Origin of the sequence: Corynebacterium antarcticum (genome assembly GCF_016595285.2) — a bacterium.
In the GTDB taxonomy this organism is placed as follows: Bacteria; Actinomycetota; Actinomycetes; order Mycobacteriales; family Mycobacteriaceae; genus Corynebacterium; species Corynebacterium antarcticum.
On the sequence record NZ_JAENIP020000002.1, the window covers coordinates 91,244 to 114,785 of the forward strand.

Below are 23,542 nucleotides of genomic sequence, written 5' to 3' on the forward strand. Positions count from 1 at the left end.
TACGCGAGATTCGTCCACAGAATTGTCCACACCCTGTGGATAACACCCTGCACACGATGTGGAGGAGTTTATCCACAAATTATCTGTGTGTAACTCATGTTCCCTGTGGATAACTCTGTCCCCGGTTCGTGGTGCCTCCCGGTACCGCCGCCCACCGGTGTCCGTGGACGGGTCCAACCCGTCGGGTGGCGTTCTCCCCGGTGGGAAAGGGGGCGACCGGGAAGCACCGGCGGATGGGCGGCGGGGTGTGGCGGAGCTGACCCGCGGTCTTCGCCGGTTCTCTCCACCGCGCCGGTGGCCGCTGCGTCGCTTCGGGGTCCTTCATCAGTCCCGGTGACCACGCCCGTGGCGGTACCGGGTGACGGGACGAGAAAACCGGACGCCGGCGCAGCATCCGATGTGCTGCGCCGGCGTCCGGCGGAGGGGCTGAGATCGCGCCTCAGCGCCAGCCCATGGTCATCAACAGGCCCAGGATGAACAGTGAGAACCCGATGAGGTAATTCCACGGTCCCAGCTCCAGCATGAGCGGGATCTGCGTACCCGCGAGGTAGTTGACCACGAGCCAGGCGAGCCCGGCCAGCATGAGACCGAACATGATGACCTTGTACCACAGCGGGGTGCCGCTGGCGTTGATCTTCACCGGCACACGGTTCGCTCCACCGCCGGACACGGGGGCGGTGGTCTTGTTGATCTTTGACTTCGGCATGGTTACCTCTGCAGATTGGCGTGATGTGTTTTCTACGGACACCCCGGGTCCCGCATGCTCCGAGCCAACGGTGCCACGGAATCGTCCACCCACCACCGGTAGGTGATCGGTACCGGTGGGGTGCCGGACATAGGTGACAATCTACCAGCACCCGTCGGTGACTCCACCCGGCCCGTGGTGGAGTCACCGGGATCAGGGCTGGATCGCCTTCAGCAGGTCGAACTGCTTGACGCGGATGCTCACCAGAGCATCCTTCCCCGTCAACTCACCGGGCAGCGGGGTCTGGCCCTCGATCTGGCCGGACTCTATCAACGCACCGGTCTGCACCGGCTGCTGCAGCAGGGAGGTGTCCGGGGAGGTCCAGCCGGCCGCACGGAGCGCCGCGAGAGCCTGGTTGACATCCATGCCGGTGAGATCGGGGATGCGGAACATCGAACCGTCGGAGACCTGGACGGTGATCGGGGTGCCACGGGACACCTCGGTACCACCCCGGAGAACCGCGGTCACGTGCCCGACGGGCAGATCGGAGGCGACCGACTGGACGACGGGAACGAGCCCGATCCCCTCCAGGCGGCCACGGACCTCCTCCACCGGTAGACCGCTGAGATTCGGTACGGTCACCGTCTCCGGGCCGGTGGACACCGTGATCTTGATCTTGGAACCCTTGGACACCTTCCGGCCGGCCGCTGGATCCTGGTCGATGACCAGGCCCTCCGCGACAGAATCGGAGGTCACCTCCCGGACCACGGGATCGAGTGCCAGTCCGGCTTCCACGAGTGCCCGTTCCGCTTCCTCGGTGTTCATGTCGGCGACATCGGGCACCCGCGTCAACTCGGTTCCGGAGGACACGAGAAGCGTCACCGTGGAACCCGGCTGAACGGTTGAGCCGGAACCGGGGTTCGTCGAGATGGCGGTGTCCTCGGAGACATCCGGTGACGGTTGCATGGTCACGTTGACCCTGAGATCGAGCTCCTCGAGTGATCTGCGTGCCGCAGCCAGGGACTTCCCCTCGACGTTCGGAATCGTGACCGTTCCGTCGGCATTGACGCTGACCGGTGTGCCGGATCCTCCACCGGGGCTGGTGTCACCGGTGAAGAAGTTGAAGGCGAAGACCGAAGCTCCCGCGACGAACACCAGCCCCAGCAGTGCACCGATCCACACGCCACGGTTCCCGGATCCGCCGTTGTCCGCGTACCGGGGCCCCTCCTCGCTGCGTCGGCGATGGCTGGTCCGCGCCCCGGATGCGGCCGCCGAGTGCTGCGGGACCGCTGCGTGCGCGGGAGCTGGGGACACCTGTCGTGTCGCGGCGTTCTCCGATCGGATGACCCGGGTCCGGTCCGGCTCATCACCCTGGATCGGACGCATGTGACTCCGTGCGGCGTTGGACACCGCGTTGCGGCTCAACCGGGTCAGGTCCTCGGCCAGCTCAGCCGCGGATTGATAGCGGTCCGCCGGATGCTTGGCCATCGTCAGCAGCACAACGGCGTCGACGTTGAGTGCCGCTGTCGGAGTCAGGTCCGGAATGAAGGATGACGGTGGTTCCGGGTCCTCGTGGACATGGTTGAAAGCGACGGCGAAGGGGGACTCGCCCTCGAACGGGGGGCGTCCCGTCACCGTCTCGTAGAGCACGCAACCCAGGGCGTAGACATCGCTCCGCGCATCGGCGGACTTGCCCCGGGCCTGTTCCGGGGAGAGGTACTGCGCGGTGCCGATGACCGCGGACGTCTGCGTCATCGCGGACGTGGCGTCGTCGACCGCACGGGCGATGCCGAAATCCATCACCTTCACCGACCCGGTGTTGGTGATCATGATGTTCGCCGGTTTGATGTCCCGGTGCACGATGCCCGCGTCGTGGGAGAACTGCAGGGCCTCACAGACCGGCAGCAGCGTCCGCGCGGCCTCCGCCGGGCGCATGGGGCCGTCACTCTGCACGATCTCACGGAGGGTTCTCCCGTGCACCCGTTCCATGACGATGTACGGGATCCTGATTCCGTTCAGCTCCGTCTCGCCCGTGTCGAGGACGGAGACGATCGACGGATGATTCAGCCGCCCGGCATTCTGGGCCTCCCGCCTGAACCGCTCCCGGAAATTGACGTCCCGGGCCAGTTCCGCGCGCATCATCTTGACCGCCACCTCACGCCCGAGGAGTGTGTCCTTCGCGGCGTAGACGTCCGACATGCCGCCGGTACCGATGACCTCACCGAGTTCGTAGCGCTCGCCGAGCACGTGCTCACTCACGGGGTCTCCTCTCCGGGGTTGCCGGTGTCTGTCGTGGATCGATTCGGTGCCGCCATCCGGGCTACGGTACCCGGGTTGCCGCCCGTGGCGGAGGCCGCGCGTTCGCTCACGTTCTCCGCGGTCGGAACAGCGCCGCCAGCGGAATCACCCGCCGGAGGGGCCGGTTCCCGGGTGGGCTGCACCGCAGGCGGCGTCGGTACCGGCGCCGAGGTCGTATTCCGCACGGTGGGCTCCTCGGGGGCCTTCCGCGTCGGGGTCGTTTCGGGGGTGGGCTCCGGAGCGGGCACGACGGTGGTCTTGATCTCGGTGACCACGGTCAGTTCCGGTTCAGACGGCCGGGTGACCGCGGGGCTGGTCGGTTGTGTACGAGCGGTGACCCCGTCGATATTCAGCGTACCGGTCGAGACCAGCAGCCAGCCCACCGCGGCCAGGGCACCGAGGAGCAGGACGACGAGGAACGCGATGAGTCCACCTCCACCACGGCGCGGCGGTGCCACGGGAGCTGACTGCCGGGCCGGGGGTTGCCGGTGGACGACCGGACGGACCGGCACCGGCGGCGGGGTGGCTCCCACCGCGGGCTGCACGGTCGTCGGGTTGGTGACCTGACCGAGGATCCGGGTCGACTCCGTCGGGGTCGGTGCGGGGGCCCTGCGCTCCATCGCGGCGGAACGTGGCTGTGGGGGCCTCTCGCCCAACCGGACCGTGTGCACGGCCAGCGCCATCTCGTTGCCGTCGGCGAAGCGCCGTTCCGGGTCCTTGCGCAGCGAGATCCCGATGAGCTCGCGGGTCTGCGCCGACACGGAGTTCCCGATCTGGGGGGGCGCCTGGTTGATGTGCGCGATGGCGACGGACACGGAGGAATCCCCGGAGAACGGACGCCTGCCGGAGAGCATCTCGTATCCGACGACACCGAGGGAGTAGATGTCCGAGGCACTCGTGACGGACTTTCCCTGCGCCTGTTCCGGAGAGACGTACTGGGCGGTTCCGACGACCATCCCCGTGCGGGTCAACGGCACCGCGGCAGCGGCCTTGGCGATGCCGAAATCGGTGATCTTGACCCGCCCCTCCTCGGTGATGAGGATGTTGCCCGGTTTGATGTCCCGGTGGACGAGGTTCATCTGGTGGATCACGGACAACCCGTGGGCGGCCTGCTCGAGGACGTCGAGTGCGAGTTCCTCGTCGAGATGGCCCCTGCGGGAGATGAGGTCCGCCAGAGATTCTCCACGGACGTACTCCATGACGATGAAGCAGAAGGTGTGGCCGGCGGGGTCGGGCACCTCCCGGTAGTCGAAGGTGCGGACGACGTTCACGGAATTGATCCGTTCGGCGGACGCCGCCTCATTGCGGAAGCGATCGAGGAATTCGCGGTTGTCCGAGAACTCGGGACGCAGGATTTTCACGGCGACATCGCGGTTGTTCCGGACGTCGGTCGCGAGCCACACGGTGGACATGCCTCCGTGCCCGATGACCCACCGCAGTCGGTAGTCTCCACCGATCAGTCGCTGGAGACGTTCGATTCCCTGGTTGTCCCCGGACGATCGCCGGGGTTCATTGGTGTTCGACATGGGGCTCACCGTTTCCTTTCCTAGCGTCCCGACCGGAGAACTGCGTCGATGACGGCTCTGCCGATCGGCGCGGCCACGGATCCGCCGGTCGCGGCCTGACCGCGATCGCCACCGTTCTTCACGAGCACGGCCACGGCGACATCGGCGTTCTCGGAGGGGCCGAAGGCGATGTACCAGGCATGCGGATCCGAGTTCCTGGAGTCCTCACCGTGCTCGGCCGTCCCCGTCTTCGACGCGATGTCCGCTCCGGTGTAGCCGGCGGTGTTGCGCTCGCTGGCGCGCATCATCTCCGTGAGCTGTGCGGCCACGTCCGGACTGATCGCCTGGTTCAGTTGGCGGGCGTCGGTGCTGCGCAGCGTTCGCAGGTCGGAACCGAGAATGCGGGACACCAGGTACGGGTTCATCCGTTTACCGCCGTTGGCGACGGTCGCGGCGACGACGGCGTTCTCGAGGACCGTCATCGTCACATCGCGCTGACCGATCGAGGACTGGCCCACGGCCGCAGGATCCGGCAACTGGCCGACCGTGCCCGGAATGGCCGGGAGTCCGAGGTCGTAGGTGTCGGTGACACCGAACTTCTCCGCCTGTTCCCGCAGTGCATCGGCGCCAACCTTCACGCCGAGCTCGACGAATGCCGTGTTGCACGACAGTGCGAAAGCGGTGGCGAGCGACGCTGTCGCTCCCTGACCGCAGGTCTGACCACCGTAGTTCTCCAGGGTGGTCTCGGTGCCCGGGAGGGTCGTCCTGGCAGCCGCCGTCAGCTGTGTGTCGGGGGTGAAGTCACCGGCGAGACCGGCCGCGGTCGTGATGACCTTGAACGTCGATCCCGGTGGCAGGGCGTCCTGCGTCGCGTGGTTGAGGAGGGGTGCGCCGGGGTCCGAGGTCAGCTTCGACCACGTGGCGTCCGCTGTCGAGGTATCCGTCAGGGCAGCCGGACTGAAGCTCGGCGTGGAGGCCATGGCGAGGATCTCCCCGGTGCTCGGGCGGATGGCGACGACCGCCCCCTCGTAGCCACGGTCCGCGAGACCCGAATAGGCGACCTGCTGGGCCTCGGGATTGAGGGTGAGCTCCAGGCTCGCGCCCGCCTGCGTACGACCGAGCAGAGTGTCCATCCACCGTGAGGCGAACAGTGAAGAGTCCGTTCCGTTGAGGATGTCGTTGTAACCGAGTTCCAGGCCCGCGGCGCCGTAGATGTTCGAGAGATATCCCTCGACCGGACCGTAGACGACGGGATCCGTGACGTACTCCCGCCGGTAGTTGCCCTGTTCGTCCTTCACGGACCGGGCGAGAACGAGCCCGTCGGTGGAGATCTGACCGCGGGGTATCGACTGCATCTCGTGGTACTGGCGCTTGTTCAGGGCGTTGTGCGCGTACCGGTCCTCACTGAATACCTGGACCCTGGTCAGGTTGGCCACCAGGATCACGATGAGGAGCATGGTGAAGACGGCGGTCGCGCGGATTGAACGGTTGATCATCTAGCGTCGCACCTCCTGGCGCAGTCCCGGCGCAGGTGGTCCCGCCGGAGCGGTGGTCCTGAGCGCCGGGCGTCGGGCGGTGTCGGAGATACGGAGAAGCAGTGCCACGAGAATGTAGTTGGCCATCAGCGAGGAACCACCGTGGGAGATGAATGGTGTGGTGAGTCCGGTCATCGGCATCAGTGCGGAGATGCCCGCCGTGACGACGAAGACCTGGATGGCGAGGGTGAGGGAGAGACCCGCGGCGACGAGTTTGCCGTAGGAGTCCCGGACGAGAAGGGCGGTGCGCATACCGCGGATGACGAGGACGGCGAAGAGAATGAGGACCGCGGTGAGACCCACCAGTCCGAGCTCCTCGCCGATGGCGGCGAGAATGAAGTCGGTGTGGGCCACCGGAACCTCGTCCGGGTAACCCTCACCCAGCCCGGTTCCCGTGATCCCACCCCAGCTCATCCCGAACAGTGCCTGGGAGAGCTGGTAGCCGGTGCCGTCGTAGTTCGCCAGCGGGTCGATGAAGTTCTGGACGCGGGACTGGATCTTCGTCGAGATCGTGTAGACACCGTAGCCGCCGACGGCGACAAGCAGACCGCCGATCAGCAGCCAGGAGGTCCGCCCCGTGGCGAGATAGAGCATGCCGAGAACCGTACTGAACAGCAGGAGAGCCGGGCCGAAGTCGTTTTCTCCGGCCATGATCACGAGCGCGATGGCCCACACGAGCAGAATCGGCCCGAGATCCCGGAGGCGGGGGAAGTCCAGCCCGAGGAGCCGGGCACCGGCGACGTTGAGTCGGGCCCGCTTGTTCACCAGCAGCTGCGCGAAGAAAAGCAGCAGCAGGATCTTGGAGAACTCGCCGGGCTGCACGGAGAAGGGGCCGATGGAGATCCAGATCTTCGCGTCACTTCCGGAGGATCCCGGCCACACCATCGGCAGCGCCAGGAGGATCAGCCCGAGGCCACCCAACAGGTAGGAGTAGCGGGTGAACACGCGGTGGTTCGGGATCACCAGCAGTACCGCGATCATCACCACGAGGGCGACCATCGTCCACTGGAGCTGACCCGAGGCGAGGTAGACCTCCGTGACGCCGCCGTCCCGCTGCGGGATGAGCAGTGGGTCGAGCCGGTGGATCATGAGGATCCCCAGACCGTTGAGCAACGCCACCACCGGCAGCATCACGCAGTCGGCGTAGGGGATGAGCCAGCAGAGCACCAGGTGCACGACGAGGAACACCACCGCGAACTGGGCGACTGGGATCAGGGCGGTCGCCGGGTCGTCCCCCTGCGCGACCGCCAGGGACGCACGGGCGACGAGGATCACGAGAGCGGCGAGCAGAATCAGCCAGCGTTCCGTCCGACGCATCTTCAGTCTCTCGACGATACCCACTAGGAGGTCACCTCCCGGCAGTTGACGCCCGGCGTACTCAGATCGCCGGGACTGCGGCGGGGGGCCACCGATGGTTCGGTCGAGGGTTCGGCGCCGTCGGTTTCCCCGGTGGCCCCGTCCTCCTCGCCGGGTGTGGGTGAGTCACCGGCGTCGGTGGAGTCCTTCTCGGCTCCGGGGTCCGCCTCTTCCCCCGGTTCCCGCGTCACGCACACCGGCAGAGCGTCATCCCCGAGACGTCGGAGCTGCTGCAGGACCTCGTCATAGGAGCCCGAGGGAAGTGAGGTCACCGAGTCGCGCCGCGCCTCGGGGAGATCATCCAGGTGGAACGGGCTGCAGCCGTCGCCGGCCGCGGCTCCGACGACGGTGACGTTCCCGCCGGTGTCGAGGCAGACGACCTGGTAGGTGCTGTGGAGGGGCCGACCGAGAACGGAGAGATCGATCCCGCGCTCGATGACGATGTCACCGTCCGTCACGTTGTCCGCGGCGCCGTCGGCGACGACGGAGACGTAGTAGGTGGAGTTCACCTGTCCCCACCCCCACCAGGCACCGCCGGCGAGAGCACCCGCCAGAACCAGTACGGGGATGATCCAGCGGAACCGGCGTCGCGGGGAACTCTTGTCGGGGGCGTGGACCGGGTCATCCGCGGCTGCGCCCACGGGTTGCGGGGAAGCCTGCCCGGAAGGGGAGATCTCCTGCGGCTGCCGGGCGCTCATCAGCGCGGCTCTGCCGGCGGCGGTATCCGGTCGGGGGCTCTCGGGATCGACGGTGTTCAGGGCCCCGACGACCACGGGGGTGGTCGGCAGAGCTTTCGCCTCCTCCGGGGCGAGCTGTTCCGTGTCGATGATGTCCGCGACGACGACCGTGACGTTGTCCGGGCCCCCGGACCTCAGCGCGAGGTCAACCAGTCGCCGGGCGGCCTCGGTCGGGCCACCGGTGCGGAGGGTCTCCTCGATGGTGGAGTGGGTGACCGGATCGGACAGACCGTCGGAGCACAGCAGGAACCGGTCCCCGGGCCGGGTGTCGATGAATCGTAGATGGGGTTCCACCGGACGTCCGGTGTAGGCCTTCAGGATCAGGGAGCGCTGGGGGTGTGTCGAGACATCCTCGGGATCGAGCTTCCCCTCCTCCACGAGGGACTGGACGAAGGTGTCGTCGGTGGTGACCTGGGTCAGTTTTCCGTCCCGGAGCCGGTAGCCACGGGAATCCCCGACATGGCACAGGGCCGTCTGCTGACCGGCGAACAGGAGCGCGGTCAGCGTCGTGCCCATGCCCTCGGTGTTCGGGTTGCGTCTCACCTCGTCCGCGATGGAGCGGTTTCCGTCGTCCGCGAGGGATCCGAGCAGGGTGAGCATGTCGTTGTCGCCCGGATCGGCGTCCAGGGGCCGGAGATGGTCGATCATCAGCTGCGAGGCGATCTCGCCCGCGGCGTGCCCCCCCATGCCGTCCGCCAGCGCGAGCAGGTGGGGGCCGGCGTAGGCGGAATCCTCGTTGTTGCCGCGCACGAGACCGCGGTCGGACGCGGTGGCGTAGTTCAGTCTCCAGGTCACGGTATGAGCCTCACGGTGGTGGTTCCCAGGTCGATGTTCGTGTCGGTGCTGACGCGTTCAGGCTGTTCGATGGGCACCCCGCCGACGAAGGTCCCGTTGCGGGACGCCAGGTCCTCGATGAACCATTCGTCCGAATGCCGGAACAGCCGGGCGTGCTGCCGCGTCGTCGAATCGTCGCCGACGACGAACGTGCAGTTGGGGTCCCGGCCGATGAGGATCTCATTGAGACCCGTGAGTTCGATCCACGTACCTTCCGACGGTCCACCGACGGCCATCAGGCGGGTGGGGGGCGTGGGACGGGTGAGTGGTCGTCCGCTGACGGCGGCACCCTCGCCCCGTCCGCCAGCTGCGGTGCGGACATCGCTGCGCAGCGCACGGAGCGCCATGAACACGAAGAACCACAGGAGTACGAGCAGCCCCATCCGTAGGGTGAGCAGCACAACTGATTCCATATCTTCTTCTCCTGGCGGGTGTTGCGACGGTGGGTGGTGGACGGTGGAGCGGTGGACGTGCCGTTCGGTCAGCCGCCGGTGATGCGGACCTCGATGTAGGAGTGACCCACTTTAATCACGTCCCCGTCGGCGAGGAGCCAGTTGTCGATGTCGGTGTCATTGACGGTGGTGCCGTTGGTGGAGTGCAGATCGACGAGGACCGCGTCCCGACCGTCCCACATGATTTCCGCGTGCCGGCGGGATACGCCCATGTCGGGGAGCCGGAAGTCGACATCTGTACCGCGTCCGACGATGTTGGACCCTTCCTGCACGAGATAGGTTCGGGACGAGCCGTCCTGCAGGAGAAGAGATACGAGCGGGGCGTGCTGGACAGGTGTCCCGGTGGAGATGTGTTCGGTCGGCTCCGCCACGCCGGTCTGCGGTGCGGGGGGCACCGGTGCGGCGGGGCGGTGGTGCGGGTCAGCGGCCGGCCGAACCGGGTCCGGGACGGCTGCTCCGGGGGAATTCGTCCCGGTCCGGATACCGGGAGTCCCGGTGTCCGCCGGGGATGCATCCGATGAGTGTCGATCCGGTCTGTCTGAGCTTCCGGTGTCCCCCACATAACCGGTTTCCTCCCGGGGGTTCCGGTCGATCCGGCTGTGGCTACCCAGCTGTCCCGTCCGCAGTCCCGGATCCTGCCGCACCTGGACGGTGACCGGCCCGAGGGTGACGAAGCCCTGGTTCCGGCACCACCTACTCATCCGGCCGGCCGCGTCCTGAGGGAGGTCGGGGTGACTGGTGCGGAGATTGTCGAAGTCCTTCCGGCTGACCGAGACAAGGTAGACGTTCGGTGCCTCGATCCAGTCACCGTCGCCCCGGGTGAGATTGTCCTCGGCCTGCTGGGTCAGCAGATCATCAATCTCCCCGGGAACGACCTTTCCGCCGAACACGAAAGCGAAGCCGTTGTCCAGACCACGCTGAAGCGAGGTGTCCAGCTTCGCTATCCGGTCCATGACAGACATCGTTTCCACCTTCCTCCGTATGACGACTGTCCCCGACCGGTGTAGACCGGTTGCCGGGACAGCGGGTACTGGGCGACAGGTCCGTGGAAGGAAACGAGGTGGCGTCCACCGGATGCCGTCGATGTTCCGTGCCACGCCCGGTGTCTCGGGGCGTGGAGAGGATCTGTCTGCGCAGTGTTTTCGCCCAGTATAGGTGCCCGGTGGGGTGGGACAGTAGGCCGACCGGTCACCGGTGAACCTGTCCGGTCCCGGTCCCGGCCGCGGAAAGTGGATCGTGAACAGGGAATTTGCCAACCAGGATTGCGCGCGTGCTATATTTCATGAAGTTGCGCAGCGACCAACACTCGGGCGAGTGGCGGAATGGCAGACGCGCTGGCTTCAGGTGCCAGTGTCCCTTTGGGACGTGGGGGTTCAAGTCCCCCTTCGCCCACCATCGGCGGTTAACGCCGACTGCAGCCGCAGATCACGGATCACGTGACCTGCGGCTGCAGTCGTTTCTGAGGGACCGGTCGTTCGATTCCGGGGTGGGTTTCCACTGTCGGACCGCATGGGTGTGGCCGCGCCGGGGGTGTCGGTGTTCGTGACACGCGTATCCGACCACACCCGCTGACTCCCGCAGGGTCCGCGTACCGGTGCAGGGGACCGGCGAAAATGATCCGGATTACACTGTCGACCAGTGCTCCGCGACTGGCGGACACCGTGGAGAGAGGTAGATGATGTCACCGGAATCACCCGACCGGCCGGAGGTCGGGGCGCAGGCGATCAGCGTCGTAGTTCCCGCCGGCCACGATGCCGAACTGCTGCGGCGATGCCTCGACGGCCTCGGCCGGCAGACCCTCCCCGCCCGGGAGATCATCGTCGTCACGGACCCCGGAACCCCCGGTGAGGTTTCCGGGGTCACCGCCGTCCATGACGTCATCACGGTGTCCGGCGCCCCCGGGGTCCTCCCCGCATGGGCCGGTTTCGATGCCGCCTCCGGACCGGTGCTCCTCCGCGTCAATCCCCGGAGCACCCCGGCCCCGGATCATCTCGCGCGCCTGGTCTCCGCCTGGGACCGTGCCTCCGCCCGGACCCCGGGCTTCGCCGTCGTGGGGGTCAGCGGTCCGACCCGTCTCGAGATCCCCGGTTGGCGGGGTGAACTGCTGAGCGGGGCCTATCGGAGGGCCCACGGAGCATCGGTCGGCAGGATCCTCGGCCATCAGCCGTTCTACGGTATGAATTACAGTCTCCGCCGTGACTGGTGGTGTTCCGTCCGCCGCTCGGTGCGTGAGGCCGGTGCCCGGGTGTCGGAGGACGTCCACCTGAGTTTCGCGGTGCGGCCCGGTGAAACCATCTGGTACGCCCCGGAGCTGTGCGTGGCCGCACGCCCCGGCCCCGGCCTCCCGGGAAAGGTGAGGGACGGGGTCCGGACCCTGGCGGTGAACCTGCTCAGTGAATCACCCTCCACGCGCCGCAGCGACCGCATGCCCGCGGAGGATCGACGATGACGGCCGCCGGCGGACGGAAGGCGGGCCGCCCCCGCACCGCGGTGGTCATCGGGGCCGGGGTCGCGGGTCTCGCCACCGGGGCACTGCTCGCGAGGGAAGGCCTGGCCGTGACCGTGTACGACTCCCTTGTCGAGACCGGGGGCCGGGCCGGGAGCCTCACCGTCGCGGATGGCCCCGGGTTCAGGTGGGACACGGGGCCGAGCTGGTATCTCATGCCTGACGCATTCGACCACTTCTTCCGGCTGATGGGGACCTCGACGGAAGACGAACTCGATCTCGTGACACTGGACCCCGCGTACCGGATCTATCCTGAGGCGCGCGAGCCGCTCGACGTTCCTGCGGGACGGGCGGAGGCGGTCGAGATGTTCGAACGGATCGAGCCGGGCGCCGGGGCCGCGTTGGACAGGTACCTCGAATCCGCCGCGGACGCCTACCGGATCGCCGTCGACAGGTTTCTGTACACGACATTCAGCGGGGTCAGGGATTTCACCGCGAGGGAGGTCCGCAGTCGCCTGGGGCTGCTCGCGACCCTGTTGACGACCTCCCTCGGCGCATTCGCGGCCCGGTACGTCAGGGACACACGGCTCCGGCAGATCCTCACCTATCCGTCGGTGTTCCTGGCCTCTCGGCCAGGTTCCACGCCGGCGCTCTACCACCTGATGAGCCACACGGATCTGGACCAGGGGGTCCGGTACCCGATGGGAGGATTCGCGGCGGTCATCGAGGCGTTGGATCGGGTGGCGCGACGTGCCGGGGTGGACATCGTCACCGGAACACGGGTTCTGGAGATCACGACGAGCGGCGCCCGTCGGAGCCCCGGACCGGTCCTCCTCGGCCGGTTCCGACGACCGGTGGCCGCAGCCACCGGTGTGCGGGTCCGGCGCGCGGACGGCACGGTCGAGCAGGTGCCCGCGGACGTCGTGGTCAGCTGCGCGGATCTCCATCACACCGAGAACGCGCTGCTCCCCGCTGAGCTTCGAAGCTACCCGGAGAAATGGTGGGGAACCCGCGACCCGGGTCCCGGCACCGTGCTGCTCATGCTCGGGGTCCGGGGCGAACTCCCGGAGTTGGCGCACCACACATTGCTGTTCTCCCGCGACTGGGACGCCGACTTCGACGCGGTCTTCGAGGGTGTTCTCCCCGAGGACGGGCTCCCGGCGTCCCGGTCGATATACATATCGAAGCCCTCGGCGACCGATCCCGGTGTCGCACCGGACGGTCACGAGAACCTCTTCGTGCTGATTCCGGTTCCCGCGGATCCCCAGCTCGGGCACGGGGACGCCTACCGGTCCCGGGCGGCCACGCTCGTCGACGGCATCGCGGATGCCGCCATCGACCAGATCGGTCGACGGATCGGGGTCGACGACCTCGCGGACCGGATCGTCGTCCGGAGGACCCTCGGACCCGGTGATTTCTCCGAGCGCTACAACTCCTGGCGGGGAAGCGCCCTGGGGCCGGCGCACACACTGCGACAGTCGGCCTTCCTGCGGGGGAGCAACGCCAGTGCACTCGTTGCGGGGCTCTACTACGCCGGGGCGACGACCCTGCCCGGGGTCGGTGTGCCGATGTGCCTGATCTCCGCGGAGAACGTGGTCAAGCGACTCCGGGGAGACCGCTCCTCGGCCCCTCTGTCGGAGTGATCACGGGACCTACACTGACGGTATGGACCTTTCCGCACTGTTCACCGACCTCGCCCACCGACCCGCTGAAGCAGCGGCTGCACTGCCTGCCCTGGCACCTGCCGTGTTGAACGGTCACCCCGGCGGCCACCCGAACTCGCCGGCGTGGTTGCTCTGGCACGCGGCCCGCCAGATGGACGTGCAGCTCGCGCAGCTCACCGGCGGCACCGAGGTGTGGGCCGAGGGTTGGCGGGACCGGTTGAACCTCGGCCCGGCCGGAGACGGCATCGGATACGGTGACGGTCCCGAGACAGCGGCCCGGATGAGGTCCGACGATCAGGAGGGACTCACCGGGTATCTCGCCGACGTGTGTGCCGCCGCCGCGTGGTACGCCGCGAGCCTGCGGGACGGTCAGTGGGAGGAGATCATCGACGATTCCTATGATCCGCCCGTCACCCGGGCCACCCGGCTCGTCAGCATCATCGACGACGCCGCCCAGCACGTCGGCCAGGCGGCCTACGTCGCCGGCATGCCGGCGCTCTGAACCAGGGGGAACACCACATCGGTGATCCAGGCCTCCGGATCCGGGTCCTGCGCCGGGGAGACCCGGTAGATGTTCATCATCGGCCCGGCCTCCAGTCCGTGTTCGACCAGATGGGCACCGATCTGTGTGGTGACCGTGCCCATCCGTTCGTACGGCCCGTGGAGCGTCGCCGTGACGACGTCCCGTGCGGGGATCACCCGGTGTGTCACTGGTGCCTCCGGCACAAACGGTTCAGTGACCCGGACGAAGATCTCCACGTCGGTCTGCGATTCGCGGAATTCGGCGTCATGGTAGCAGGCCCCGGCGACACCTTCCGGGGTAACGGGTACCGTGCCGTCGGATGTCAGATCACGAAGGCGCTCCCACAGGTGGTGCTCGTGGTTGTGGTCGCGGAGCACCGCGCGAAGGCTGATGACGTCCATGGCCGGAAACACGGTCCGGGTGACCGGAACCGGGTCGGTGATCGCCCGCACGTCGAGAGCTGCGAGCGCATCCAACTGCGTCTCTGCGGCCGCGATGTCCCGGAGGATCGCACGGCGACGTTCCCGGCTCAGCGCGGTGAGCACACCGTGTGTCCCGTAGTGCCGGAGCATCCGCACACTGATGCCGGTGAGTTGGGAGAAGACACCTGTCTTGAGTCCGTGGATGTTGTTCATGATCCCGGTCGACAGTCTGACACCGTGGCAGGGTCAACATCTGTCCCCGGATACGCGGAACCCCCGCACTGACCGGCAGTGGCGGGGGTGAGCGGATCGTGCGACGGGGATCAGCCGACGGCACCGAGGATACGACTGTGGTTGTCCCGCATGACCCGCACCCAGGGCGCCCACGTGTGCAGACCGTCTCCCTGCTGGTGTTCGACGTTGATGCCCTGTGCACGGGCCTTCGTGACGAAGCTGATGCTGGAGAGGTTGATGAAGAACTCACCCAGGATCGACAGCGGGATGTTCGGCGGAGGCGGGAAACCGTCCGCGGGGTGCTTGAGCCCGTTACCCGAGTAGACGATGGTGTCGACGTTCCGTAGTCCCTGGATGTTCGCCACCGGATCGAGCTTGTTCATGTTGGAGCTGAACGCCGGTGAGGAACCGAAGAGCTCCCACACCTGACCACCGTTGAAGGACGAACCGGCGGAGCCGACCGCCGCGAGCATCGGGATGTGGGTCGCCGCGGTCGGATCAATGAAGCCCGAGAGGGCGATCGCCTGCTTGAACTGGTCCGGATGCCGGGACGCCAGGGTCAGCGTCGGGAGTGCGCCCATCGAGATACCCGCGATGGAGTTCCGGTTCGGGCTCACCCCGAAGTGGTGCTGCAACCAGTCGGGAAGTTCAGCGGTGAGGAACGTCTCCCACTGCGCCCACTGCAGCGGCGGCACCTGGCCTATCTCGGAACTGTAACCCGAGGACAGCGGTTGGCCCGCCTGTGCCCAGTCGGCGTAGAACTGGCCACGACCGCCGACGGGCATGACGATGGTGACGTTGTCGCCGAGGAACTGGTTCATCACGTCTGTGCGCACCCAGTCATTGCTGTCCCGCGGGGCTTCCAGACCGTCCAGCAGGTAGAGGCCACCGTTGCCGCCGTAGGCGGCGGGCTGCACCAGCACGGCCATGTCCCGACCGTTGGAGGGTGAGGGAACCCGGCACTTCTGGATCCAGTGTCCGTGACCGTCCCACTCACATCCGGGGCGCAGCCAGTCGCGGTTGCCTGCGGCGTGTGCCGGAGCAGCGGTCAGCATGAGCATGACCGCCAGCGCGGTGAGAACCGCCGTGACCACCGAAGAAAGACGGAGAAACCCGGTGGTGTGACCGGCGGAATGGGTCTGAAGTGCACTCATGGAATCAAACCTAGGCGATTAGCGCCCGTGACGCACCTTAAAGTCCCTGGAAACCCCCTTGATTTCCTCGTAACGTGCCAGCGCGTCGCGGCGCTCCTCCGCGTGATCGACGATCGGCACCGGATACTCCGACGGAAGATTCCGTATCGCGTGGATGTCCCCGGCCGGAACGCCCCGCAACTCCGGGACCCAGCGGGTGATGTAGCGGGCGTCGGGATCGAACTTCTTCCCCTGGGTCATCGGGTTGAACACCCGGAAGTAGGGAGAGGCGTCCGTACCCGTGCCGGCGCACCACTGCCACGAGTGCTGGTTGCTTGCCACGTCGAAATCGACCAGATGCCTGCGGAAGTGTTCCGCTCCCGCCTGCCACGGCAGGTGGAGATCCTTCGTGAGGAAACTGGCCACCAGCATCCGCACCCGGTTGTGCATCCAGCCAGTCGCCGCGAGCTGACGCATCCCGGCGTCCACGATCGGGAAACCCGTCCGGCCCCGGGCCCACAGGTCGAACTCCGAACCGGACTCGTTCCACCGGAAACCGGCGAACCGCGGATTCACGTCACTGTGCGCCGTCTCCGGGCGGTGGTGGAGGAAATCGGCGTAGAACTCGCGGAACGCCAGCTCGCGGGCGAACGCCTCCTTGTCATCCTCCGGCGCATCCGCGACCGCCAGTGTGGCCAGCAGGCTCCGCGGGTGCAGTGCACCCACGGCCAGCCACCCCGAGATCCGTGACGTACCGTCGATCGCCGGGATGTCCCGGTTCTCCGCGTAGCCGTCCAGCCGCTCCCGCAGGAACCCACACCAGTCCCGCCACGCCCGGGTGACCGGCAGCCCGTCCTCGCCCGGGAGGCCACCCACGGGATCATCGGCACCGTAGTCGCACCACGCCCGGTGGAACGGCGTGAACACCTTGTAGTGCCCGCCCTGCCCCGTGCGCAGGATCCCCGGATCGACGGCGTACGCGGACCCGGCGGCCTCCATCACACCGGGGCCGAGGGCGTCCGAGACCGCCCGGTCACGGGCCAGGCCCGACGGCGTGAAGTCGGCGCTCACCCACACCTTCGCCGGGTTCAGCCCCGGAATCACCTCGCGCGGATCGCCGTCGAAAACCTCCACCGTGCGGTGCGCACGGACCTCATCCAACGCGGCGTCGACGAGTGCCCGCTGGAAACCGTTCGCCGCAGGCTCCCGCACCACGACGACCCGCGCGTCGGGACCGCCCGCCGTCAGAGCCGGATGATCGTGCAGGCGGAGATCCCGGCGCAGCCAGACGATCCGGTCAGCGCAGGACACGCTTGCCCCAGCGCAGAGCCGTCGACATCACGTCCGAGAACAACTCCCGGTCGACACCGGGCGGACCCGACACCGGCATGAGGCGCTGCGTCGCGACGGTGCGGGTCTCCGTGTACTTCGTCAACCCCACCGCCCCGTGGCGACGCCCCAGCCCCGAGGCCCGCCAGCCACCCATCGGGGCGGCGACCGAACCCCACGCCGCGGCGAAACCCTCGTTCACGTTCACGGTGCCCGCGTGCAGCCGCGACGCGATGCGGCGGCCCGTCGAGGGTTTCGCCCACACACTGGCATTCAGCCCGTAGGTGGTCTCGTTGGCCCGCTCCACCGCCTCGTCGACGCTGGCGACCGTCTCCATGAACACCACCGGGCCGAACACCTCCCCGTCATACAGCTCCGCGTCCGGCGGCACATCCGTCAACACCGTCGGTGCGTAGAACGTCGGTCCCAGGTCCGGCAGCGGGTGGCCGCCGGCCAGGACCCGGGCGCCCCTCGACACCGCATCGTCGACCATTGACCGCACCCGCTCCAGGTGCCCCTCGGAGATCAGGCAACCCATGTCGACGTCCCAGCCCGGACCCGCGCCGACCGTCATCGACGACACCTCCGCCAGGAACCGGGTGGTGAAGTCACCCGCGACCTCCTCGTGCACGTAGATCCGCTCCACGGAGATGCACAACTGGCCCGTGTTCGCGAAGCACGCCTGCCGCGCGCCGCGCGCCGCGCGCGCCAGATCGGCGTCCGGGGCGACGATCAACGGATTCTTGCCACCCAACTCCGCCGAATAGCCGATCAACCGTTCCCCGGCCTTCGCACCAAGGATCCGGCCCGTCGCCGTGGACCCCGTGAACATCAGGTAGTCACATTCGTCGGCGATCGCCCCGCCGACCTCCTCACCGGGGCCGGGCAGCACCTGGAACAGCTCCGCCGGCAGACCCGCGGCGGACAGCAGCTCCGCCGCCTTCAGCGCCGTCAACGGTGTCGCCGAATCCGGTTTCAGCACCACCGCGTTGCCCGCCAAAAGAGCGGGTACCGCGTCGGAGACGACCATCGACAGCGGATAGTTCCACGGGGAGATCACCCCGACCACGCCGACCGGTGCCCGCTCCACGACGGTGCGCGTCAACACCGGCAACGCCCCCTTGACCCGTTCCGGCGCGAGCAGCCCGGCCGCCGCGAACGCGTAGTGCCGCGCCGTCACCGCCACATCGAGCACCTCATCGAACGCACTGGCCCGGTTCTTGCCCGTCTCCGCCTGAATCAGATCCAGCAGCTCGTCCCGGTGCGACAGCACGAGATCGTGGAACCGCAGCATGATCGACCTCCGGTCCGACACCGGTGTGGTGGCCCACACCGGCTGGGCCCGTCTCGCCACGGCGAACGCGGAACGGACATCCGCTCGCGTGTGGCCCGTCACCCGCCCCACCGTCCGACCGTCCGCCGGACAGGTGATCGTGATGGCGGCTGCAGTTGTGGAGGAATCAGTCATACACTCCAACCTATGGGAAACATCTTCATCTCGGGCGGCGCCCGGGGAATCGGGGCGGCCGTCGCCGGCCGCTTCCTCCGCGAGGGCTGGACCGTCGGCGTCTACGACATCTCCGTCGACGGCCCCGACATCAGCGAGGAACTGGGCGGCACGATGATCAGCGGCCACCTCGACGTCACAGATCCGGGCAGCTGGGACGCCGCACTCGCCGAATTCACCGCCCACACCGGAGGACGACTCGACGTGCTCGACAACAACGCCGGCATCATCGCCGACGGGCACCTCGCGGGGATGGACCCCGGACACATCGCCGCACAGATCAACGTCAACTGCCTCGGCGTCACCCTGGGTGCCCGTGCCGCCCACCCCCATCTCGCGGCGACACCCGGATCGCATCTCGTGAATATGGCCTCCGCCTCCGCTATCTACGGGCAACCCGACATCAGCGTCTACTCCGCCACCAAGTTCTACGTCGCCGGTCTCACCGAGGCACTGAACCTCGAATGGCACGACGACGGCATCCGCGTCGTCGACCTGTGGCCCCTCTGGGCCAAAACCAGCCTCGCTGACGTCGACGCCGGATCCGTCCGCCGCCTCGGCGTCAACATCACACCCGAGGCCGTCGCCGACATTCTCTGGGACGCCGTGCACCCCACCGGTCGGTTCGCCCGGGCGAAGGTGCACTACGACGTGTCCACCACCGACCGCATCATGCACACCGCCCGCGAACTCACCCCGCACTGGATGGGGAAGATCGTCACCAGGCTGGTCGCCGGTTGACCAGCTTCACCCCGGACATCGCCCGCATCCACGCCTCCGCACTCCGCTCCATCTCCCGCGTCGTCCGGGAAACCGCACGACCCACGCCGCCGGATGACGCACTGACCGCCACCGCCGATGCACTACGTCGTGGCGGGGCCCTCGTGCTCACCGGCGCCGGGATGTCCACCGACTCCGGTATCCCCGACTACCGCGGACCGGCAGGGTCCCTCACCCGCGATCGACCGATGACCTACCAGGAGTTCCGCCACGATCCCGGGGCACTCCACCGCTACTGGGCCCGCAGCTTCATCGGCTGGCGGCACATGGCGGGTACCCGTCCCAACCGCACCCACCACACCCTCGTCGAACTCGAACGCGCCGGTCTGATCACCGGGATCGTCACCCAGAACGTCGACGGTCTCCGCACCGTCATCGGACTGCACGGTGATCTCTCCGTCGTCGTCTGCCTCCGCTGCGGCACCCGAGAACCGCGCCCCGACCTCGACCGCCGTCTCGCCGCGGCGAATCCGGGATACCTCGAGTGTGCCCGGGCCGTGGGCACGGGGGACGTCCGCCCCGACGGCGATATCGACCTCACACCGGACATCGTCACCCGTTTCCGGCTCGTCGGCTGCATCTACCGCGATTCGAGACTCCTCAAACCCGATGTCGTCTACTTCGGCGAACCCGTCCCGACCGACCGGCGTGCCACCGTCAACAGGCTCCTCCACAACTCGCGTGCCCTCGTCGTCATGGGCAGTTCACTAGCCGTCATGAGCGGATACCGCATCGCGCTCGACGCCGGCCGCGCCGGGCTTCCCCTCATCGTCGTCAACGGTGGCCCGGGGCGCGCCGACACCCGCGCCGACATCCTGTGGCGCACGAGCGTCTCCGACGCCTCCGACCTGATCCTCGACGCCCTGGAGCTGTGATGCGTATCCTGTCCCTCTGCATCCTCACAGCGGCTCTGGTCTGGGCGTTCCTGCCCGGGAACCCGACCACCACATTGCCCGTCATCGCCCACCTCACGGCATTTCCGGTCGTGATCGGCGCGGGGCTGGGCCTCATCGGTGCCGTCGGTGTGCCCCGGCGGCGGTTCCGGGTGCTGCCCGTCGCGGGCGCGGTACTCGTCATAGCCGGTGCGGGGAGTTTCCTGCCCGTCCAGCGGCCCACCGTCAGCGATGCGGGAGCCGACGGGGACGGGGAACTCGTCGTGCTCGAGTGGAACACCGGCGGTTCCGTCACCACGGAGAACCTCGCCGCCCTCATCCGGGACGTCCACCCCGACATCGCGGTTCTCCCCGAGTATTCCGGTGAGGTTCCTGCCGGCTACCGGTCCTTCGTCAGCGGAGGGACACCCGTCACGGTTCTCACCGCAGACGGGCTCGGGGACTACCGGACCACAGAGGTCCCCGGCTCCTCCCGTGTCACATTCGGCACCATTCACGTTTCATCCGGACACCCCGGGACAGGGAAACCGGATGTCATCGGTCTCCACACCGCGCCTCCACTGCCTGGTCTCATGAGCCGGTGGCGCGGTGATCTGGGAGCCGTCGCCGCTCTCGCCGCGGCGAACCCCGGCGCCCTGATCATCGGTGATCTCAACGCCGTGCTCCGGCACGGTGACCTGGCGCGGATCGACACGCACACGGATGCGGTGGCCGCCGCACCGATCTTCGGTGGGGGAACATGGCCGACCTCCCTCCCCGGATGGGCACGTTCACCCATCGACCACATCCTCATCCCCGACGGATGGAGTGTCGTCGACGGTGGCGTCCACATCATCGGATCCGGGCAATCCGATCACGCTCCCGTCGTCGTAGGTGTACGGCGGAGACAGGAATCGTTCCCGTAACCGTCGGGGGATGTGCGGACCGGCGCCGGGGTGGAACCGGTGAACCTTCGGGACAATGCCCGATGCGGGGGCGCGGCCGGTTCCCGGGCGGACCGCGTCGGCAGGTGTCATCCCACTCATCCGTGGACCGGCTGATGGTGGCGGGGCCGTCGGTGTGGCGGTTTTGCTGAGTTCCAGTCGAACGAGGAATCCCCGGGGAAGTTTGTTCCGCCCTGTCACGGGACTCCGGTCCATGATTCCGGTGCGTGCGCTCTCCGTGGTCGGGCCCGGCGGACCGACGGGATCGGGATGCTGTGGTGCCGGACACCGATCTCCCGACGGATAGGTGGGCGGTTGACGGGGATTCGCTGAGTGAAATTAACCTGGATGAGCGAAACAGTGAGAAAAAACTGATAAAAAATGAGGGGTTATCAGTATAAAAAATACAGAAGATTTGTGGAAAGTTTGCCTGATGATCCTTATCATGAAAAACGTATCCAGCGGTCGCAGATGTACTAACGCTACTTCTGGCCGCGATAATGGGTGCAATTCTGTATCTTCCGACGTTGCTGTTGGACGGAATCGGATGTTTTCCGCTTTCATCGTTCCGGTTGGTGGCCGCCGACAAAACTGTGCCTGAGAGCATGGCCGGAGAACAGCGCGCATGGTCCATTCACCGAATGGGTCCGATCGGTTCGGAGGTTTCCCCTGGATGAGCTGTTCCGGGGGCAGACATTTATCGAGAACTACCGAGATTGATGGAGGACAACATGAGCCAGGAAACAACGAACATCAACCAGGGTGAGGTTGCGGTATTCGACTCGCTGGAGGCGGCGACCGAAGCGGTCAGGAAGCTCGGTGAAGCTGGATTCCCCATCGAACATGTTTCCGTGATCACCCAGAACCTGGAGAGCACGACTGAGGTTCACGGATTCATCAACGGCAAGGATGTCGCCAAGTCCGACGCCAAGTTCGGCGCCTGGTTCGGCGGTATCTTCGGCCTTCTGTCCGGGTCGGCTCTCCTTCTGGTTCCGGGTGTCGGGCCTGTCGTGGTCGCCGGTTCCCTCGCGGCGGCGCTCGCCGGTGGTGTCGAAGGTGCGGCCGCCTTCAGCGCACTGGGTGGTGTGGTTGGTGCGGTCACCGGTCATTTCGTGGCCAAGAAGCATCTGCCGAAGCTCACCGAGCACCTGACGGCGGGTCGTTTCCTGCTGGTCGCACAGAGCGCCGATGAGGCCGACCTGGAACGCGCCCGTGAGATCCTCGGCGCCGACAACCTGGTGGAGACCTCCTAGGATTCTTTCTGCGGCACGAGGTCGGAGGGTCCCGGGAGTGGTACGACCACCCCGGGGCCCGCCCCGTCTCAGCCCACCGCCGGTCCACCCGTGACGTGGGCACGCCGGAACCACAGGGTGATGATTCCCGCGACGAGAACCCCGGCGATGTTGATCAGGAGCTGGAGTAGTGCTTCCCCGGACCGGCTCCAGTCACCGTTGACTGCGGCCAGTGCACAGAAACCGGCCGCCGGTACCGTCGTGATGGAGATGAACACCCCGACAAGCGCGGTGGACTTCCGGGAGGTCAGGGCGAGCATTCCGGCCATTCCCGCCAGGAGTGCCACGATGAGCGAATAGGGGCCGACCTGATAGACGAAGGAGACACTCCCCAGGTCGTCCAGTGAATCCCCGGGGAGAATTCCGGCGCTCCGGGCGAGGAGCGCGGCTAATCCGGTTGCGGCGATCCCCACCGGGAATCCCACGGTGATAGCTGATGCGGCCTCGACCGCCAGTCTCCGACGTTGTCCCACCACCGCAACCGCGAGACCCGCGAGAGGCCCGAAATCCGGGCTCACCACCATCGCCCCGACGATGAGAACCGCTGAATGCGTTATCACGCCTATCGCCGCCAACAGGCACGCGATGACGAGGAATATGAGGAACTCGGGATTGAGTTCACTTCCCTCGTCGGTCTGTTCAATCAGTTCGTCCCACACGAGAGGGTCCGCACCTGAGTGTGCCGCGACATCTTCACATGCCGCGTCGACCATCCGCGACACCACGAGATCGATGTCACGGAAACTGATCTCACCCGACTCATCGACACCGAGTTCCGTCAGATCGTCCACCAGGGCCTGGATGAGTCCCCGGGGAATGACCGCCTCGATGACGTCCCCGGGCGGTGAGAGTGCGGCGTCGCGGCTCCGGATCAGATGGGTGACACCGCGAACGTCGCTGAGCAGATCAACCACGGGGGCGCTCTGCGCCCGGGTGCAGATGACCCTCAGTACCGTGACGTCACCGCTCGATTTCATGGGACCCCACCATCCGG

At 67.2% G+C, this 23,542-nt stretch carries 20 protein-coding genes and 1 tRNA gene; 8 read left to right on the forward strand and 13 right to left on the reverse strand.

The annotated features are described in order from the left end of the window. Positions 1 to 439: 439 nt before the first annotated feature. The 8 genes from crgA to JIM95_RS04580 all read right to left on the reverse strand — a co-directional run bounded on the left by crgA (position 440) and on the right by JIM95_RS04580 (position 10,364). Positions 440 to 706, reverse strand: a complete 267-nt coding sequence (gene crgA / locus JIM95_RS04545; RefSeq protein ID WP_200258271.1) for a cell division protein CrgA — start codon at positions 704 to 706, stop codon at positions 440 to 442. Between the two features lie 192 nt (positions 707 to 898). Continuing rightward, a complete protein-coding gene (gene pknB / locus JIM95_RS04550) occupies positions 899 to 2,944 on the reverse strand; it encodes a Stk1 family PASTA domain-containing Ser/Thr kinase (RefSeq protein WP_267164824.1) in 2,046 nt (681 codons plus the stop codon). Next, a complete protein-coding gene (locus JIM95_RS04555) occupies positions 2,941 to 4,509 on the reverse strand; it encodes a serine/threonine-protein kinase (protein ID WP_200258265.1) in 1,569 nt (522 codons plus the stop codon). The genes pknB and JIM95_RS04555 overlap by 4 nt, the downstream gene beginning before the upstream one ends. A 20-nt stretch (positions 4,510 to 4,529) precedes the next feature. Continuing rightward, complete coding sequence (locus tag JIM95_RS04560) at positions 4,530 to 5,981, reverse strand: peptidoglycan D,D-transpeptidase FtsI family protein (RefSeq protein ID WP_200258688.1); 1,452 nt, start codon at positions 5,979 to 5,981, stop codon at positions 4,530 to 4,532. Positions 5,982 to 5,984: 3 nt separating this feature from the next. Beyond that, the gene (locus JIM95_RS04565) at positions 5,985 to 7,364 is read right to left on the reverse strand and encodes an FtsW/RodA/SpoVE family cell cycle protein (protein WP_200258256.1); all 1,380 of its coding nucleotides are present in this window, start codon (positions 7,362 to 7,364) and stop codon (positions 5,985 to 5,987) included. Next, positions 7,364 to 8,911, reverse strand: coding sequence for a protein phosphatase 2C domain-containing protein (locus JIM95_RS04570; RefSeq protein WP_200258253.1), 1,548 nt, complete (start codon positions 8,909 to 8,911; stop codon positions 7,364 to 7,366). The genes JIM95_RS04565 and JIM95_RS04570 overlap by 1 nt, the downstream gene beginning before the upstream one ends. Beyond that, positions 8,908 to 9,363: an FHA domain-containing protein FhaB/FipA gene (locus JIM95_RS04575; protein ID WP_200258250.1), complete on the reverse strand. Its 456-nt coding sequence runs from the start codon at positions 9,361 to 9,363 to the stop codon at positions 8,908 to 8,910. Before JIM95_RS04575 ends, JIM95_RS04570 begins: the two co-directional genes overlap by 4 nt. A 68-nt stretch (positions 9,364 to 9,431) precedes the next feature. After that, on the reverse strand, positions 9,432 to 10,364 hold the full coding sequence (locus JIM95_RS04580; RefSeq protein ID WP_200258247.1) for a DUF3662 and FHA domain-containing protein: 933 nt from the start codon (positions 10,362 to 10,364) through the stop codon (positions 9,432 to 9,434). A gap of 346 nt (positions 10,365 to 10,710) precedes the next feature. Here JIM95_RS04580 and JIM95_RS04585 point away from each other — a divergent pair. The 4 genes from JIM95_RS04585 to JIM95_RS04600 all read left to right on the forward strand — a co-directional run bounded on the left by JIM95_RS04585 (position 10,711) and on the right by JIM95_RS04600 (position 14,014). Continuing rightward, positions 10,711 to 10,797: transfer RNA gene (locus JIM95_RS04585), tRNA-Leu, on the forward strand. Positions 10,798 to 11,077: 280 nt separating this feature from the next. Then, on the forward strand, positions 11,078 to 11,851 hold the full coding sequence (locus tag JIM95_RS04590; RefSeq protein ID WP_200258244.1) for a glycosyltransferase: 774 nt from the start codon (positions 11,078 to 11,080) through the stop codon (positions 11,849 to 11,851). Next, entirely contained in the window at positions 11,848 to 13,491 is a 1,644-nt protein-coding gene (crtI, locus tag JIM95_RS04595) for a phytoene desaturase family protein (RefSeq protein ID WP_200258241.1), read from the forward strand. Before JIM95_RS04590 ends, crtI begins: the two co-directional genes overlap by 4 nt. Positions 13,492 to 13,513: 22 nt before the next feature. Further along, complete coding sequence (locus JIM95_RS04600; RefSeq protein WP_200258234.1) at positions 13,514 to 14,014, forward strand: DinB family protein; 501 nt, start codon at positions 13,514 to 13,516, stop codon at positions 14,012 to 14,014. On the opposite strand, the gene JIM95_RS04605 is transcribed toward JIM95_RS04600, so the two are convergent. The 4 genes from JIM95_RS04605 to JIM95_RS04620 all read right to left on the reverse strand — a co-directional run bounded on the left by JIM95_RS04605 (position 13,987) and on the right by JIM95_RS04620 (position 18,621). Next, positions 13,987 to 14,670, reverse strand: a complete 684-nt coding sequence (locus tag JIM95_RS04605; protein ID WP_200258232.1) for a MerR family transcriptional regulator — start codon at positions 14,668 to 14,670, stop codon at positions 13,987 to 13,989. The genes JIM95_RS04600 and JIM95_RS04605 overlap by 28 nt on opposite strands. Positions 14,671 to 14,780: 110 nt before the next feature. Next, complete coding sequence (locus JIM95_RS04610; RefSeq protein ID WP_200258223.1) at positions 14,781 to 15,845, reverse strand: alpha/beta hydrolase; 1,065 nt, start codon at positions 15,843 to 15,845, stop codon at positions 14,781 to 14,783. 18 nt (positions 15,846 to 15,863) lie between these two features. After that, a complete protein-coding gene (locus JIM95_RS04615; RefSeq protein WP_200258219.1) occupies positions 15,864 to 17,135 on the reverse strand; it encodes a cryptochrome/photolyase family protein in 1,272 nt (423 codons plus the stop codon). After that, positions 17,122 to 18,621, reverse strand: coding sequence for a succinic semialdehyde dehydrogenase (locus JIM95_RS04620; protein ID WP_200258217.1), 1,500 nt, complete (start codon positions 18,619 to 18,621; stop codon positions 17,122 to 17,124). Before JIM95_RS04620 ends, JIM95_RS04615 begins: the two co-directional genes overlap by 14 nt. Positions 18,622 to 18,633: 12 nt before the next feature. Between JIM95_RS04620 and JIM95_RS04625 the strand changes: the two genes are divergently transcribed. From JIM95_RS04625 to JIM95_RS04640, 4 genes are all read left to right on the forward strand, one after another. Continuing rightward, a complete protein-coding gene (locus tag JIM95_RS04625; protein WP_200258215.1) occupies positions 18,634 to 19,401 on the forward strand; it encodes an SDR family oxidoreductase in 768 nt (255 codons plus the stop codon). Beyond that, the gene (locus JIM95_RS04630; protein ID WP_234034584.1) at positions 19,398 to 20,315 is read left to right on the forward strand and encodes a Sir2 family NAD-dependent protein deacetylase; all 918 of its coding nucleotides are present in this window, start codon (positions 19,398 to 19,400) and stop codon (positions 20,313 to 20,315) included. Before JIM95_RS04625 ends, JIM95_RS04630 begins: the two co-directional genes overlap by 4 nt. Beyond that, positions 20,315 to 21,238, forward strand: coding sequence for an endonuclease/exonuclease/phosphatase family protein (locus tag JIM95_RS04635; RefSeq protein WP_200258213.1), 924 nt, complete (start codon positions 20,315 to 20,317; stop codon positions 21,236 to 21,238). The genes JIM95_RS04630 and JIM95_RS04635 overlap by 1 nt, the downstream gene beginning before the upstream one ends. 749 nt (positions 21,239 to 21,987) lie before the next feature. After that, positions 21,988 to 22,509, forward strand: coding sequence for a general stress protein (locus JIM95_RS04640; RefSeq protein ID WP_198738811.1), 522 nt, complete (start codon positions 21,988 to 21,990; stop codon positions 22,507 to 22,509). A gap of 68 nt (positions 22,510 to 22,577) precedes the next feature. Here JIM95_RS04640 and JIM95_RS04645 read toward each other — a convergent pair whose 3' ends face one another. Further along, entirely contained in the window at positions 22,578 to 23,525 is a 948-nt protein-coding gene (locus tag JIM95_RS04645; protein ID WP_200258211.1) for a DUF389 domain-containing protein, read from the reverse strand. Positions 23,526 to 23,542: the final 17 nt, after the last annotated feature.

Bases quoted from the DNA above. Each gene is read 5' to 3' on its own strand.
- crgA (WP_200258271.1), bottom strand. From the start codon at position 706: ATGCCGAAGTCAAAGATCAACAAGACCACCGCCCCCGTGTCCGGCGGT.
- JIM95_RS04555 (WP_200258265.1), bottom strand. From the start codon at position 4,509: ATGTCGAACACCAATGAACCCCGGCGATCGTCCGGGGACAACCAGGGA.
- JIM95_RS04575 (WP_200258250.1), bottom strand. From the start codon at position 9,363: ATGGAATCAGTTGTGCTGCTCACCCTACGGATGGGGCTGCTCGTACTC.
- JIM95_RS04580 (WP_200258247.1), bottom strand. From the start codon at position 10,364: ATGTCTGTCATGGACCGGATAGCGAAGCTGGACACCTCGCTTCAGCGT.
- JIM95_RS04590 (WP_200258244.1), top strand. From the start codon at position 11,078: ATGATGTCACCGGAATCACCCGACCGGCCGGAGGTCGGGGCGCAGGCG.
- crtI (WP_200258241.1), top strand. From the start codon at position 11,848: ATGACGGCCGCCGGCGGACGGAAGGCGGGCCGCCCCCGCACCGCGGTG.
- JIM95_RS04600 (WP_200258234.1), top strand. From the start codon at position 13,514: ATGGACCTTTCCGCACTGTTCACCGACCTCGCCCACCGACCCGCTGAA.
- JIM95_RS04605 (WP_200258232.1), bottom strand. From the start codon at position 14,670: ATGAACAACATCCACGGACTCAAGACAGGTGTCTTCTCCCAACTCACC.
- JIM95_RS04610 (WP_200258223.1), bottom strand. From the start codon at position 15,845: ATGAGTGCACTTCAGACCCATTCCGCCGGTCACACCACCGGGTTTCTC.
- JIM95_RS04620 (WP_200258217.1), bottom strand. From the start codon at position 18,621: ATGACTGATTCCTCCACAACTGCAGCCGCCATCACGATCACCTGTCCG.
- JIM95_RS04625 (WP_200258215.1), top strand. From the start codon at position 18,634: ATGGGAAACATCTTCATCTCGGGCGGCGCCCGGGGAATCGGGGCGGCC.
- JIM95_RS04635 (WP_200258213.1), top strand. From the start codon at position 20,315: ATGCGTATCCTGTCCCTCTGCATCCTCACAGCGGCTCTGGTCTGGGCG.
- JIM95_RS04640 (WP_198738811.1), top strand. From the start codon at position 21,988: ATGAGCCAGGAAACAACGAACATCAACCAGGGTGAGGTTGCGGTATTC.
- JIM95_RS04645 (WP_200258211.1), bottom strand. From the start codon at position 23,525: ATGAAATCGAGCGGTGACGTCACGGTACTGAGGGTCATCTGCACCCGG.